The sequence below is a fragment of the Colwellia sp. genome, assembly GCF_013215345.1.
GTDB lineage: Bacteria > Pseudomonadota > Gammaproteobacteria > Enterobacterales > Alteromonadaceae > Colwellia.
On sequence record NZ_JABSOV010000097.1, the window covers coordinates 1 to 14,278 of the forward strand.

Here is a 14,278-nt window from a genome sequence, read left to right on the forward strand (position 1 = left end):
AATCAGTTGTGCTCACATACATAAATTCACAACAACTTACTGATTTACGTACGCTGGCACAGCGGCTTTTACTTTTCGACTATTTCGCCAACGTCGCCAAGAGAGCATAGCGCCGGTATAAACTAACAAACAGGCTAATAGTGATGCTAAGCCAGCAATGGTTTGGCCAAAGAGACCGAAAGCCTCACCGGTATGAGTAAATCGTATATAGCTACGTAACTGACTATAAGTAGAGAGTTGCTCAAATTTCTGCTGCTGAAGCACCTCACCCGTTAAGGTATTTAACAGTACCTTAAGTTTTTTCTGCGGCTCGCCACCATTACCCTGATCTACCTTATAAACTTTACTGTCGAATGGGGCACTTTCTAAAGAAAATTGAATGTTTTGCCATTCTGGGTATAGCGCTTTTACTTTTGCTAATTGCTGTCCAACAGGAAGCTGAAAAGCGCTTTGTTTAGCGGAGATCTCTACTGGCTTAGCCAGTGCAACGGACTCTGTTGATACGAGGATTTTAAGAGTGTTACCTGGCCACTTAAAGGAAAAGAAAAACGCCGTGACCACCAAAACAAACAGTATAGGCGCCATATAAATACTAAAGACGTTATGCCATTGAGAGTTTCTAGCGCTCTTGTTAGGGTAATTACCTGACAAGGTTAGCCTTTGTTTGAAGGCTCTGGAATTGAAGCGTTTCGGTAACCATAAATAAAGCCCTGAAAGAATCAAAACAAGAAAAATAATATTGGCAATGCCATTGACCCATCGACCCATTTCACTGAACTTTCCATCTAAGGTTAACCAGCGATGAAAAGCGCGTAATTTACCTAAAAATATTTTAGTACCTTGACCCGGAATCGCCATTTCTTCACCGGTATAAGGGTTGAGATAAGCGACTTTCTTTCTACCGTCTTTGACAATAATTGGTGCATTAGACTGGTTTTCTACCACAATTACAGCGGTTTTTTTGGTTGGATAAGTATTAGCTATCGCCAAAATTTCTGACATGGGTAAGAGCTTAGCTGAGCTTGTTGGCGCTGTTGGGTAGTCACTACGCTCGGCGGTTTTAATCATCTGACGTTCATAGGTTAATGCTACACCTGTGATAGACATTAAAAAAATAAAAATGGCAGCGCTACAGCCTATGATCAAATGTAACCAAAAAAAGGTTTTTCTTATATTCATCAATTTACCTTGAGCCAGTATTACAAAACACGGGGTATTAAACGTCCTTGAGTACAAAAACAAGGTGAGCATCTTGCTGACCTAAAGTACGCTTACTGAAATTTAGCAGGGTAATTTTGCTGAGATTTAAGTAACGTTTTGGCGATTGTAGTACATTTGTATGGAATAAAATATAACTGGATGAGAATCATTCGTTATTGTATGTGTTTTCTGCGCTATTGGTGATCTGGCTATAAAAAGTAGCTATAAAAAAGCCGCTGAAAATAGCGGCTTTTATTCTTAGTAGTTATTTTTACTAAACTTTATCAGTGAAACTAGTGAATAGCTTCATATAAGAAAATGGCTTAAGCATCATTCATATAGTTATCAGGTAACGGTAGTGCAGCAACGCCAGAGTCTACTGCGGCTTTAGCAACGGCTAAGGCAACATCCTTACATAAGCGAGGATCCATTGGGCGAGGGATTATGTAGCCTTTACCAAAAGATAAGGCTGTTTCGCCACTGGCTTTTAACACACTTTCAGGTACTTCTTGCTTAGCAAGTTCTCTAATGGCATGTACGGCAGCAATTTTCATTTCGTTGTTAATTTTACGAGCGCGAACATCTAAAGCACCACGGAAAATAAACGGGAAACATAAGACATTGTTTACTTGGTTCGGGTAATCAGAGCGGCCAGTCGCCATAATTAAATCACTTCTTACACTGTGAGCAAGTTCAGGCTTAATTTCAGGATCTGGGTTAGAACAAGCGAATATAACCGGGTTATCAGCCATTTTTAAAACCTGTTCAGGGCTAAGTAAGTTAGGACCAGACAAACCTAAGAACACATCCGCGCCTTCAATAACGTCGTCTAATGTTCTTTTGTCAGTGTTATTAGCGAAACGTGTTTTGTATTCAGATAAATCACTACGACGAGTATGAATTACACCTTTAGTGTCTAACATGTAGACTTTTTCACGCATTGCGCCACATTGAATTAACAATTCCATACAAGAGATAGCGGCTGCACCAGCACCTAAACAAACAATGTTAGCGTCTTCAATTTTCTTGCCTTGAATTTCAAGTGCGTTGATCATTGCAGCAGCTGTTACGATAGCTGTACCGTGTTGGTCATCATGAAATACTGGAACCTTACAACGTTCGATTAATGCTTTTTCAATAATGAAACACTCTGGTGCTTTAATATCTTCTAAGTTGATGCCACCAAAGCTATCAGCAATACAGGCAACCGTATTGATAAACTCTTCGGTAGTTTTATGAGTTACTTCAATATCAAAAGAGTTAATGTCAGCAAACCGTTTAAATAATAACGCTTTACCTTCCATTACTGGTTTTGAAGCCATTGGACCAAGATTACCTAAACCTAATACCGCAGTACCATTGGAGATAACGGCAACCGTATTACCTTTAGCGGTATATTTGTAAACATCTTCTGGGTTCTTGGCGATTTCTCGACAAGGCTCGGCGACACCAGGGCTATAAGCTAGCGATAAATCGGCACTTGTTTCGGCGGGTGTAGTGATGGCTACGGCAATTTTACCTGGAGTTGGCAAGGCGTGATAATCCAGTGCTGCTTGTTTAAAATCAGACATGTGTGACCTACTTTTATAGTTATAAGATTAAGGAGTTGTAATAAATAAAGGGAGGTACTCAACATGCCGGTTGGGGGTAGCATGCCGAATACCAATAAAACTTGTTGTTATGACGCTATTGTTCAGAAACTGTTGTTCAGGAACTTTATTATGAAAATTACATCGTGGACTTCACTTCCGTAACTCTCGGATAAATTAGTAAAAAAGCACCTATCATCAGGTAACCTCCGACAATACCGGTTAGGTGCGGCATATGCAGAGTTGCTGAGTGCAAGATACCAATAGATGCCATTATGGCAGCAGCGATTGAAAACCAACCGGCATGTTTGAACTGAGCATCAATAACATTAGCGACAATTGAACCCCACACTAAGCCAGTAATAATGGCTCCTTGTGATAAGGCTTGATGACCTAGCAAGTGTGCACCTTGTTGTGACATGGCGATTACCATTGCAGGGTCGGTTAAATTTGGTAAATTTTGCGCGCCAACATCACGCAGGGCATTCATCATTGAACCCCACTTGACCATAATAAAGCTGGAAACATGCGGCATCATGGCGAGTATGATGGCAATAATATGAGACTTTTTAACACTAGTAGCGCTGTGTGATATCAGTGATATGGCAACAAAAACTAAAATAGGTGCGGCGGCAGATAACGGGATAAGGTTACTTAAAAAAGCCAATAGACCAAAAGTTGCCGCTAAGAAAAAGACGATACCGACACCAAGTACATAACCACAACGGGCTTTCATCGCTTTATATACCGGGTGGCCAATATAAACCGTTGTTGGAAAAGGCGAGCCAAAAAGTGCGCCAATCATGGTGCCAACACCGTCGGTAACCTGACAAACCGCTACCGGATATTCATCGCCAGCAGATTCTGCTGACTCAACGTTATTCATGGTTTCAATAAAATTATATATTTGCACAGGAATGAGTACTAAAAACAATTCCATATGATTAAATAAATGCTGTAAGCCAATAATTAAATCGCCAAAATAGGGAACAGGAGGATTAAAGGCGACTCCTTCAAAGCTAATTGACGTTTCGCCCATGATGAGAGCGATAACGGTACCTACTATCAATGCCGCTAAACCAGCGGGTAAATTGAACGGTAGTTTAAACTGTCCGACTAAACCCCAAATGATAATCATCAGAGAAGCAAAACCTACCACAGGGCTTTCTAGAATACTGGCTAAGGAAACGCTGCCAATAAATACTAAAGCAATACCACAGAGTGTGCCTAACATGCCAGCACGTGGAGTAACACGTTTTAGAAATGGTCCAGCAATGGCACCAAATGCGGCCACAATACCACCAATAAAACCAGCGGCGATACCAACTTGCCAAGCAAGTTCAGCATCTTGAGTTGCCCAATAAATAGGGCCAATAACACCAAATAAGTAAACAAACATTACCGGTGTACTAATACCGTAAGGCAAAGCAGTTACGTCGTTTCGGCCAGTTTTGGCCGCTAAACGTCTTGCCATTAAGGTATAGACAACCACGCCGGCAAGAATGGCAATGGCTGCACCGGGTACGATGCGGCCAAAGACAATCTCAGTTGGCATATTAAAAACAAACTTACAGATACCACTTAAGACAATAAGGTTGGTTAAGTTATCGGTAAAAAGCGCCCAAAAGGCACTGAGATCACTTCGATGAAAAAGTTTGTATTCGCTACTTTCTGTATTCATAGTTCCCCCTTGTAAGTGCGCTATTGCTACTATTAACCGCTGTCGATAATGAGTAATAATAGCGCAGTTTGTTTTTAATTTACGCGATTCAATAGGCTATTAGCCTATTAGAAACGCCATACAGCAAGAAGCTGTGCTGCATTATCATCAGTACCTTTTTCACCTAGTTTATTTTTCCAGTATTGGTATTCAATACCAACGAATAAACGTTGTGCTTTTTGTCCTAATACTTCACCTAAATCCAAACGAATTTGCGGTTGAAATAGAATCCATGATTCTAACTCGGTAGTGCCAAAGTTATTAACTTGGGTACGGCCATCGATATACTCTAAGTGACCTTCAATGCTCCAGCTTGTAGAACCAATTTTAAATGGATAAGCCCAAGAAAAATCAACCATAAAACTAGAGTCTTCATCAACTACGGTAAAGACCGGAGAATCTGCACTGCCACCACCTTGATGGATATAACCAGTTACATCTATTTGCGCAAAAGCAAAACCAGGTAGGTCTAGTGCAAATCTCACACCCGGTAATACCCAAGCACTGTTTACTTCAGGAGCGAAGTTAAAACCTGCGACTATACCGATATCTTTTACCGGACCAAAACTGAGGTCATTACCCGTGATCGCGCCTAAACTAAAGTTTGAATACCACTCACCATAAAGCTCACTTGAGTCGGATACAGGGAAGTTAGCATCGTTATTCACTGAGTAACGTGAGTAATCCATAAAGAAGAAGTTATCGCCGTATTCCCAACCGCCAGCATGTTGGAAGGTGATGATGGTAGTATCCGCGGTGCCACCGGTACCCACTCGTTCTAATTCACCTAGTGCTTGAATTTGAACTTCGGTATTGCTCCAGATTTCTGCAGATGCCATTGGTGCAGATAATGCTGCAGTTAATGCAAGTGCGGTAAGTGATGCTTTCATATTCATAGTGTCTCTCTTAATGTAATTTATTTTTAATAGTTATATTGATTTTTGTTTTAATTTTTTTAAAATGTCCGTATGTCACTATTTTCCGTAACTTGACACATGTGTCAGGTTGCGATTAACTAAGATACATCAGGTTGTTTTGTAAACACAACAAAAAATTAAAACTAAAATAGAAGGTAAAGTAATATGACGTTTAAATCATTTAATCCGCCGCAAAGAATTTTAATGGGCCCTGGCCCTTCAGATGTAAGTGCACGAGTACTTTCTGCGCTGTCTAGACCAACTATTGGTCATCTTGATCCCTTATTTATCAATATGATGGATGAAGTGAAAACCTTACTACAATATGCTTTCCAAACCAAAAATGAATTCACCATTGCTTTATCAGCACCGGGCTCAGCAGGTATGGAAGCATGTTTTGTAAACTTAGTCGAAGCTGGCGATAAAGTCATTGTTTGTCGCAATGGTGTGTTTGGTGAACGCATGATTGAAAACGTTACCAGAATTGGCGCAGAGGCTATAGTTGTTGACTCTCCTTGGGGTCGAGCTGTTGAAATTGACAAGGTAGCAGCGGCATTAAATGATCATCCAGATGCTAAGTTTTTAGCCTTTGTTCATGCTGAAACGTCAACGGGTGCAGTGTCAGACGCTCAAGCCCTATGTAAATTGGCCCAAGAGCACGAGTGTTTAACAATTGTTGATGCTGTAACATCATTAGGTGGTATTGAGCTTAAAGTGGATGAATGGGGCATTGACGCTATCTATTCAGGTACGCAGAAATGTATGTCTTGTGTGCCAGGTATCTCGCCTATCTCTTTCAGCCCTAAGGCCGTAGAAGTAGTACAAAACCGTAAAACTAAAATACAAAGCTGGTTCTTAGACCAAACGTTAGTTATGGGTTATTGGTCTGGTAAAGGTAAGCGTAGCTACCATCATACTGCGCCAGTAAACTCTTTATATGCACTGCATGAAGCCTTGATAATGCTACATGATGAAGGTCTAGAAAATAGCTGGGCACGTCATAGAGAACAGCATGAAGTGTTAGCTAAAGGTCTGAAAGAATTAGGTATTGAGTTTATCGTACCTAAAGAAGAGCGCTTACCTCAGTTAAACGCTATCTACATTCCTGATGGCGCTGATGATGCTAAGGTAAGAAACTACTTACTAGAGCATTACAACCTTGAAATAGGTGCAGGTTTAGGTGCCTTTGCTGGTAAAGCATGGCGCATTGGTTTGATGGGACATGGGGCTAAAAGTGAAAATGTTGCCTTATGTTTATCAGCATTAAAAGATGCCTTGAATCAATAAAGGCACAATAAAACGCTATAAATAGTTTTATTAATGAAAAAAGACCACCTTTCGGTGGTCTTTTTTTTCGCATAGTGAAATCTAAACAGCTTTTTATGACCGTTATCTTGGCGATTTATTTCATAATATGGAATAAGAATGATGGATTTGATATTGTCGCGAACTTTTTTTATATGATGAAATTCCCGGTAACGGTTTTTTCTACATGTTGAAATGCTAACTAACTTCGAACGCAGCTTTAAATGAGCGTTCAATAATGATATTCACGGCGGTAATACTAAAAATAGTAGGCAATTGTTTGTGGAGTAGTTCGCCGAATGATAAGTTAATCATTACCGTTTCACCTTATAATTTCGACGATGACTCAGATTAATAAAACCTTATCGACCTACAATAAATTTGAAAAGTATCCCTTTGGCAAAAAAATATTCTCCATTATCGTCAGTCAAGTCGCGCCTTATTTTGCCACTATTAGCCCTAAAATATCAGAATTAGTGCCTAACCAGTGCACTTGTCTTATCAAAAAGAAGAGAAAGGTTTTTAACCATATAAAAACAGTGCATGTGATAGCCATTTGTAATGGTTTAGAAATGGCTATGGGGGTAATGGCAGAAGCTTCAATTCCCAAACATCTTCGTTGGATCCCAAAAGGCATGACGGTAGATTACACCGCCAAAGCAGGTAGCGATATTCGCTGTGTAGCCAAGGTAAACCAAGAAGACTGGCAGCCGGGTGATATGCTGGTGCACATCACCGCTTATGATGAAAATAACATTGTGGTAGTTAAGGGGAATATTAAACTTTGGATATCTGAAAAGCCAACAGTATGACCAGTGGCCTAATTAACAAACCGCTGTTGGGCTGGCGGCTTACCCACTAAGCTAAGTAACTAAAAGATAATTTCAGTTACTTAGTTAAACCACAACCTTTCAAGATAATGCTGGTAAGTGATGCAACGACTTCATCAAAATCATCATCGTTCATCGCCTCTTTACCAAAGCCAGCCAATACTTGCACATTAAAATCAGCATAATGCTGGGTTGAACTCCAAATAAGAAATAACAAATGATATGGGTTAATGGCGTCTATTTGGCCTTGTTCAATCCAGGTCTCTATTACGGAAATCTTTTCATCTAACCATTGCTTAAATTCTGTATGTAAATAGTCTTTAAGAATAGGCGCTCCGTGAATAACTTCACTGGCAAAGATTTTAGAGCCATCAGGATCATGTTTAGCATGCATGATTTTCTCATGAATATAAGCAGTAAGAATCGTTTTCGGGTCATCATCAACACTTAAGGTATCAAAGCTAGTATTCCAGCTGACAATAATCTCGGTAAGCAATTGCTGATAAAGGTCAGTTTTATCATTGAAATAATAATGAATGTTTGCTCTGGGAATATTGGCTCGTTCGGCAATGCGTTTAATAGATGCGCCTTTAAAACCGTGAGTAACAAACTCTGTTTTGGCTGCAGTTAAAATAAGCGCGACGTTCTTTTGACGAACTTGTCCGACAGACTCTTTTTTTACCGGCACAGATACCTCATAACTTCATTTATAGTAGAGGAAATAACTTTATAACAAGTTGCAATCGACAGCCATAGCTTTCTTGTAAATGGAATGATTAATTTCTATAAATTGCTCTAGATCATGGTTGGGGCATCGCTGTAATAGAGAGTATGCAGTAAATGTTAGTAAAAGCTAGAAAGCCAAAAGCAAGATGACTTAGTGGTGAAGTCATCTTGCTTTTCATTGCTGGTCAAGTGTTGAGCTATTAATATTAATGCGCTGCTTTTACTTCCAGACGTCTTTTGTGTAATAACGGCTCAGTATAACCGCTGGGTTGCTTTCTACCTTGAAAGATTAAATCAGTCGCGGCTTTAAAAGCAATACAGTGGTCAAAGTTAGTTGCCATTGGGCTGTAGCCAGCATCACTAGCGTTTTGCTCATCAACAATAACAGCCATGCGTTTCAGTGATTCATTTACTTGTGATTCAGTAATAATGCCATGGTGCAGCCAGTTGCAGACATGTTGACTAGAAATTCTTAAGGTAGCTCTATCTTCCATACGAGCAACGTTATCAATATCAGGTACTTTAGAACAGCCAACACCTTGGTTTACCCAACGACCAACATAACCTAGTAGACCTTGAATGTTATTGTCTAATTCTTTCTGGATCTCTTCAGCTGATAATTGTTCACGGTTCTTTAATAAAGGAATGGTTAACAAATCAGTTAAATCATCAGTATGGCCCGGCTTGGCAAATTCAGCTTGCATAGCAAATTGTATTTCTTGAACATTGACCTTGTGATAATGCATTACATGTAAAGTAGCAGCAGTTGGCGATGGCACCCAGGCACAGTTAGCACCTGATTGTGGATGGGCGATTTTGCTCTGCACCATATTCGCCATTTCATCAGGAATAGCCCACATGCCTTTACCAATTTGCGCTTTACCTTGCAGTCCGGCTTTTAAACCAATGCGAACATTTCTGTTTTCGTAAGCTTCAATCCAAGGCTCATGTTTCATTAATTCTTTTTGTGTAACCGGACCCGCTAACATACTGGTATGTATTTCATCACCAGTACGATCTAAAAAGCCAGTATTGATGAAAGCAAGGCGGGCTTGGGCGGCGCGGATACACTCTTTTAAGTTAGCAGAGGTGCGACGTTCTTCATCCATAATACCCATTTTAATGGTATTTTCTTCTAAACCTAATACACGTTCGACCGCGCTGAATAAATCGTGACTAAAAGCTACTTCTTCTGGGCCATGCATTTTAGGTTTTACAATATAAATGCTGCCTGCTTTAGAGTTGGTAAACTTAGAGTTACCTTGTAGGTCGTGCAAAGATATTAAGCTGGTAATTAAACCATCAACAATACCTTCTGGAACATTCTCATCATTTTCGTTAACAATTGCATCAGTCGTCATTAAATGGCCGACGTTACGGATAAATTGTAAACTTCTGCCTGGAAGAGTAAAGGCTTCTTTAGTCGGAGATAAATAGCTACGATCGCCATTCAATGTACGGGTAATGGTTTTATCACCTTTTTGAATACTCTCTGCAAGGTCACCTTTCATTAAACCTAACCAGTTGCGATATACCAAAGTTTTATCCATTGGATCAACGGCGGCAATAGAGTCTTCACAATCTTGGATAGTACTTAACGCAGACTCTAATACCACATCTTTAACAGAAGCAGCATCAGTTTTACCAACGATATGGTCTTTATCTATCTGAATTTCAATATGTAAACCGTTATGGCGACATAATAATGCAGTCGGGTATAACGTAGAGCCAGTGTAGCCAACAAATTGTGTAGCATCTTTTAGTTGAACTTTTTCACCTGATAATAGGGTGACAGTAAAGGTCTTGTTCTCAATATGGTAACGAACCGCATTGATATGACTACCACTGCTTAGTGGCAGGGATTCATCAAGGAATCTACGGGCGTAAGATTGAACTCTACGGCCACGAGCAGGATTATATTGTTTAGTTGCTTTAGCACCGTTATCGTCGCCGATAACATCAGTGCCATATAAAGCATCATACAAACTTCCCCAGCGAGCATTGGCTGCATTGAGAGAAAATCTAGCATTCATCAAGGGTACAACGAGTTGAGGGCCCGCAATGCGGGCAACCTCGTCGTCGACATTCTTGGTTGAGATAGTGAAATCAGCTTGTTCTTCTACCAAATAACCTATCTCTTTTAAAAACAACTCATAGCTCGGTTGATTAAAAGGTTGGTTGGCAGGATCCGTATGCCATGTATCAATTTGCGCTTGTAAACTCGCGCGCTTTGTCAATAACTGTTGATTACGCGGGGTAAACTCAGTTAAAACGTCGGCAACAGAATCCCAAAAGTGATCGGCAGTAATACTAATACCCGGTAACACTTCATTATTTACTAAATTAAATAAACAGCCTGCAACTTTATAACCATGCTTGATTGTTTTTTGCTTCATTTCTTATCCTTTTTCTTTATCTTTCATTTGGCTCAATACCAATTCAAATAATGTTCTTTAAGCTTATTTGATTTGGTTTAACCAAAGTGACAAGGTTAAGCGCTCTTCGTCAGTCATTTTGGTTTTATTCATAAAGGGCATATCTTTGCTGTCGATTACACGCGCTTTGATTCTTGGTGCCCATTGCTCAATTGAAGCTGCATCAGTAAAGAGCACACCACCTTGAGCTGTTTGGAAGATATCATCGGTGTTATTTTCGCTATGACAAGCACTACAACGTTGTTCAACAATTGTTTGCACATCAGCGATAGTCACTTTTTGTGCTAGTTGCTCTGGAGTTGCTTCAAGTTTTGCAGGTGCAATAGCATAAGCTAAAGCAATTGTTGCAACAATTGAACCAACTATAAGCATAGGCTTGTTTCTACCAAAGTGACGTTGTACGAAATACTCTCTGATCGCAGCACCAATTAAGATAAGTGCTATTAATACAATCCAACCAGCATTGTGGTTATATGTCATTGGGTAGTGATTAGAAATCATGATGAAAATTACCGGTAAGGTAATGTAAGTATTATGGGTAGAACGTAACTTAGCATTTAAACCATATTTTGAATCAGGCTTACTTCCGTCTTCAACGGCTTTAACTAGTGCACGTTGTGAAGGCATGATACCGAAAAATACGTTGCCAGCCATGATTGTACCCATAACAGCACCCATATGCATGTAAGCACCACGTGGGCTAAATACTTGCATTAAGCCGTAAGATAACGCTGTACCAAGTGCTAATAAGATAATACCTAGAATTAAACCGTGATCTTTAAGTTTAGTACGAACTAGCACTTCATAAGCACCAACACCAACAATAATAGTACCTAGACCGTATGCAATTGCTTGCATTTGAGTCATATCAGAACCCGTTGGGATCAGGTAAGTTTCAGCACCAACATAAAACATTAGTACTAATAAGAAGAAACCTGTAATCCAAGTTGTGTATGCTTCCCACTTAAACCAATGTAAAAGTGTTGGCATTTTTTCTGGAGCGAGTTTGTATTTAGCGACTTCGTAAAAACCACCTCCATGGATAGCCCAAAGGTCACCTGAAATACCTTTTTCTGCTTTCCAATCCGGTGGCGTTTCTAAATGGTTATCTAACCAAACAAAATAAAATGAAGCACCAATCCAGGCGATACCTGTAACAACATGTGCAAAGCGAATGGCTAAGTTTAGCCAATCTGTAATATACGGGTCCATAGTCTTTCCTTTTGTACGCCTACTCGAAGTCGACGTTTTATAATTTTATGATTAACTAAATTTTTATCTAAATAGCTTTACTCAATAGCGTGTTGAATAATTCTTTTCTCTTAAGCGATGTTGCCTTAGACCCAGCTAGGCAACTTTCTGTTATATGTAGTACTGGTATTTTTATTAGCTTCTTCGCCTGTAGTAAGTGAAGCGCTTTAATTTACCTTAGTGAATTAAATGCGTTCTCCCATGATATGGGTGGCTTTAACGTGCCTATCATCACCTAATATACTTAAGGCAAATAGTTTTTCTGTTAAGGTTTTACAGCGGGCAATACGTCTTGCCATTAGCGGTGTTGCTTGGTAATCAAGTACGATAAAGTCAGCTTCAGCGCCTTTAGTAAAGTTACCAATAGTACCTTCTAAATCTAAAGCAACCGCGCCACCTAAAGTCGCTAGGTAGAATGATTTAAACGGGCTTAATTTATCGCCACGTAACTGTTGAGTTTTATAAGCTTCATTTAACGTCGTTAACATTGAGAAGCTCGTACCTGCGCCGATATCAGTACCTAAACCTACATTTACATCGAATTCCTCAGCTTGTTTTAAATTAAAACAACCGCTGCCTAAAAATAGGTTTGAAGTAGGGCAGAAGGCAATAGCTGAATTGGTATCACTTAAACGCTGACATTCATGGTCATGTAAATGTACACCGTGAGCAAAAACACTACGACGACCTAATAAGCTGCTTTTGTCGTAAACATCTAGGTAACCGTCACTGTCTGGGAATAACTCACTTACCCAAGCAATTTCGTCTTTGTTTTCTGAAAGGTGAGTGTGCAGGTAAACATCAGGGAATTCTTTTAATAATTCACCGGCTTTGTTTAATTGCTCAGTTGAACAAGTAGGTGCAAAACGAGGGGTAACCGCATAAAGTAAACGGTCGGTGTTATGCCACTTTTCAATTAATGCTTTGCTGTCTACGTAGCCTGACTCTGTGGTATCTTGTAAGTCATCAGGGCAGTTTTGGTTCATCAAAACTTTACCACAAATCATACGTAATTTTTTCTGTTGAGCAATAGTGAAGAAGGCTTCAACAGACTCTTTATGTACTGTACCGAAAACTAAGGCCGTAGTAGTACCAGCATCTAATAGTTGTGTTAAGAAAAATTCAGCAACACGTTTACCGTGTTCAATATCAGCGAATTGTTTTTCTTCTGGGAAGGTGTAGTTTTCTAACCACTCAAGTAATTGCGCACCGTAAGAAGCAATCATCTCAGCTTGTGGATAATGTACATGAGTATCAATAAAGCCAGGCATGATTAGGCCATTGTCATATTGAGTAACCTTAATATCTGCTGAGAGTGTTGCTAGTAATTCCTGCGCATTACCTACCGCTTCAACTAAGCCATTTTTGATGACTAAAAGTCCATCTTCAAAATATTGGTAACTATCTTCTTCAGATACTTTCGCCGGGTCGGCTAAAAAATGCAGTATCTCACCGCGGTACGCTTTGGTACCTGTGTTAGTTGAAGAACTGTTTGAAATATTATTAGACATATTGGTAAACCTATTACTTATTTTATTGCTATCTATTTGTGCTGCTATTTATACTAGCTGCACTAAATTAATTTATTTTTTATAATCCGATTCATCAAGGTGAATCAAATTATTGATTATCCTGCTAGCGTGATAACGATTGAACCGTCGAGTTTTTCAACATCGCAGTTATCGCCTTCACCGCCACGGTCAACAACTAAAAAGTTGCTAACTTCATTCAACGCTAAACAGAAATGGTGCCAAGTACCTTTATGGTAGTTAACGCCTTGCTCTGCAGTCGCTAGAAACACTTCAATTTTTGCAGTATCAAGCTCGCCTTTTGGTGCAACAACAACCACATAAGGTTGTTTGCCCGTAGGGATAAACGCTTGGCTGCCTAAAGGATGGCGTTCCATCATTTCGACAGGTAAAGGAAAAGCCAGCGGGGTGGAACGAAAAATATTAATCAAGGTTTTACCCTCTTGCTCAGCAACATCAACGTCAGCAAGATTATGATAACGCATGGTGTGGCCATCATTAATGGCGAAATGTTCAGCACTTTCGGACACTGAAATAACATCCCCGTAAGCTGAGAATTTCTCTGCCGTTAGCTCTTGGGGTACAACATTAATGATTTTACTGGTCATCTTAATCTCTCTGTTAACGGTTAATATTTTTCTACTGGCTTGAAACTGTTGCTATCTACTAGTTAAGTGCTACTTAGCTATTACTAAAAAGCAGATTATTGATACTGAGCGATTAGCTACCACGGTAAGTAGAGTAGCCATATGCTGTTAGCAATAATGGAATATGGT

12 protein-coding genes are annotated in these 14,278 nt (G+C 39.7%); 2 read left to right on the top strand and 10 right to left on the bottom strand.

Annotation, left to right across the window (positions count from 1 at the left end; all coding sequences use genetic code 11):
- Positions 1–36: 36 nt before the first annotated feature.
- The 4 genes from HRT50_RS13770 to HRT50_RS13785 all read right to left on the bottom strand — a co-directional run bounded on the left by HRT50_RS13770 (position 37) and on the right by HRT50_RS13785 (position 5,405).
- On the bottom strand, positions 37–1,179 hold the full coding sequence (locus HRT50_RS13770) for a PepSY domain-containing protein (RefSeq protein WP_291615437.1): 1,143 nt from the start codon (positions 1,177–1,179) through the stop codon (positions 37–39).
- 344 nt (positions 1,180–1,523) lie between these two features.
- Positions 1,524–2,771 (bottom strand): malic enzyme-like NAD(P)-binding protein, encoded by a 1,248-nt coding sequence (locus HRT50_RS13775; protein ID WP_291615439.1) that lies wholly within the window; start codon positions 2,769–2,771, stop codon positions 1,524–1,526.
- Between the two features lie 157 nt (positions 2,772–2,928).
- Positions 2,929–4,470: a hypothetical protein gene (locus tag HRT50_RS13780; protein WP_291615441.1), complete on the bottom strand. Its 1,542-nt coding sequence runs from the start codon at positions 4,468–4,470 to the stop codon at positions 2,929–2,931.
- A 107-nt stretch (positions 4,471–4,577) separates the two neighbouring features.
- On the bottom strand, positions 4,578–5,405 hold the full coding sequence (locus tag HRT50_RS13785; RefSeq protein ID WP_291615443.1) for an outer membrane protein OmpK: 828 nt from the start codon (positions 5,403–5,405) through the stop codon (positions 4,578–4,580).
- A gap of 186 nt (positions 5,406–5,591) precedes the next feature.
- On the opposite strand from HRT50_RS13785, the gene HRT50_RS13790 reads away from it, so the two are divergent.
- Both HRT50_RS13790 and HRT50_RS13795 read left to right on the top strand, forming a co-directional pair.
- Positions 5,592–6,713: an alanine--glyoxylate aminotransferase family protein gene (locus tag HRT50_RS13790; RefSeq protein WP_291615445.1), complete on the top strand. Its 1,122-nt coding sequence runs from the start codon at positions 5,592–5,594 to the stop codon at positions 6,711–6,713.
- A gap of 359 nt (positions 6,714–7,072) precedes the next feature.
- Complete coding sequence (locus HRT50_RS13795) at positions 7,073–7,543, top strand: hotdog fold domain-containing protein (protein ID WP_291615447.1); 471 nt, start codon at positions 7,073–7,075, stop codon at positions 7,541–7,543.
- 76 nt (positions 7,544–7,619) lie between these two features.
- On the opposite strand, the gene HRT50_RS13800 is transcribed toward HRT50_RS13795, so the two are convergent.
- The 6 genes from HRT50_RS13800 to HRT50_RS18885 form a co-directional block, all read right to left on the bottom strand.
- Positions 7,620–8,249: a TetR/AcrR family transcriptional regulator gene (locus HRT50_RS13800; RefSeq protein ID WP_291615449.1), complete on the bottom strand. Its 630-nt coding sequence runs from the start codon at positions 8,247–8,249 to the stop codon at positions 7,620–7,622.
- A gap of 244 nt (positions 8,250–8,493) precedes the next feature.
- A complete protein-coding gene (locus HRT50_RS13805; protein WP_291615450.1) occupies positions 8,494–10,683 on the bottom strand; it encodes a malate synthase G in 2,190 nt (729 codons plus the stop codon).
- A 63-nt stretch (positions 10,684–10,746) separates the two neighbouring features.
- Positions 10,747–11,934, bottom strand: coding sequence for a urate hydroxylase PuuD (locus HRT50_RS13810; protein WP_291615451.1), 1,188 nt, complete (start codon positions 11,932–11,934; stop codon positions 10,747–10,749).
- Between the two features lie 224 nt (positions 11,935–12,158).
- Positions 12,159–13,484 (bottom strand): guanine deaminase, encoded by a 1,326-nt coding sequence (guaD, locus tag HRT50_RS13815; RefSeq protein ID WP_291615453.1) that lies wholly within the window; start codon positions 13,482–13,484, stop codon positions 12,159–12,161.
- A 116-nt stretch (positions 13,485–13,600) separates the two neighbouring features.
- Entirely contained in the window at positions 13,601–14,110 is a 510-nt protein-coding gene (locus HRT50_RS13820) for an ureidoglycolate lyase (RefSeq protein WP_291615455.1), read from the bottom strand.
- A gap of 112 nt (positions 14,111–14,222) precedes the next feature.
- A partial coding sequence (locus HRT50_RS18885; RefSeq protein WP_367238880.1) for a hydroxyisourate hydrolase occupies positions 14,223–14,278 on the bottom strand: 56 nt, incomplete at its 5' end.

Coding starts and splice junctions, on each gene's coding strand:
- HRT50_RS13770 (WP_291615437.1), bottom strand. CDS start 1,179: ATGAATATAAGAAAAACCTTTTTTTGGTTACATTTGATCATAGGCTGT.
- HRT50_RS13780 (WP_291615441.1), bottom strand. CDS start 4,470: ATGAATACAGAAAGTAGCGAATACAAACTTTTTCATCGAAGTGATCTC.
- HRT50_RS13775 (WP_291615439.1), bottom strand. CDS start 2,771: ATGTCTGATTTTAAACAAGCAGCACTGGATTATCACGCCTTGCCAACT.
- guaD (WP_291615453.1), bottom strand. CDS start 13,484: ATGTCTAATAATATTTCAAACAGTTCTTCAACTAACACAGGTACCAAA.
- HRT50_RS13820 (WP_291615455.1), bottom strand. CDS start 14,110: ATGACCAGTAAAATCATTAATGTTGTACCCCAAGAGCTAACGGCAGAG.
- HRT50_RS13790 (WP_291615445.1), top strand. CDS start 5,592: ATGACGTTTAAATCATTTAATCCGCCGCAAAGAATTTTAATGGGCCCT.
- HRT50_RS13810 (WP_291615451.1), bottom strand. CDS start 11,934: ATGGACCCGTATATTACAGATTGGCTAAACTTAGCCATTCGCTTTGCA.
- HRT50_RS13785 (WP_291615443.1), bottom strand. CDS start 5,405: ATGAATATGAAAGCATCACTTACCGCACTTGCATTAACTGCAGCATTA.
- HRT50_RS13795 (WP_291615447.1), top strand. CDS start 7,073: ATGACTCAGATTAATAAAACCTTATCGACCTACAATAAATTTGAAAAG.
- HRT50_RS13805 (WP_291615450.1), bottom strand. CDS start 10,683: ATGAAGCAAAAAACAATCAAGCATGGTTATAAAGTTGCAGGCTGTTTA.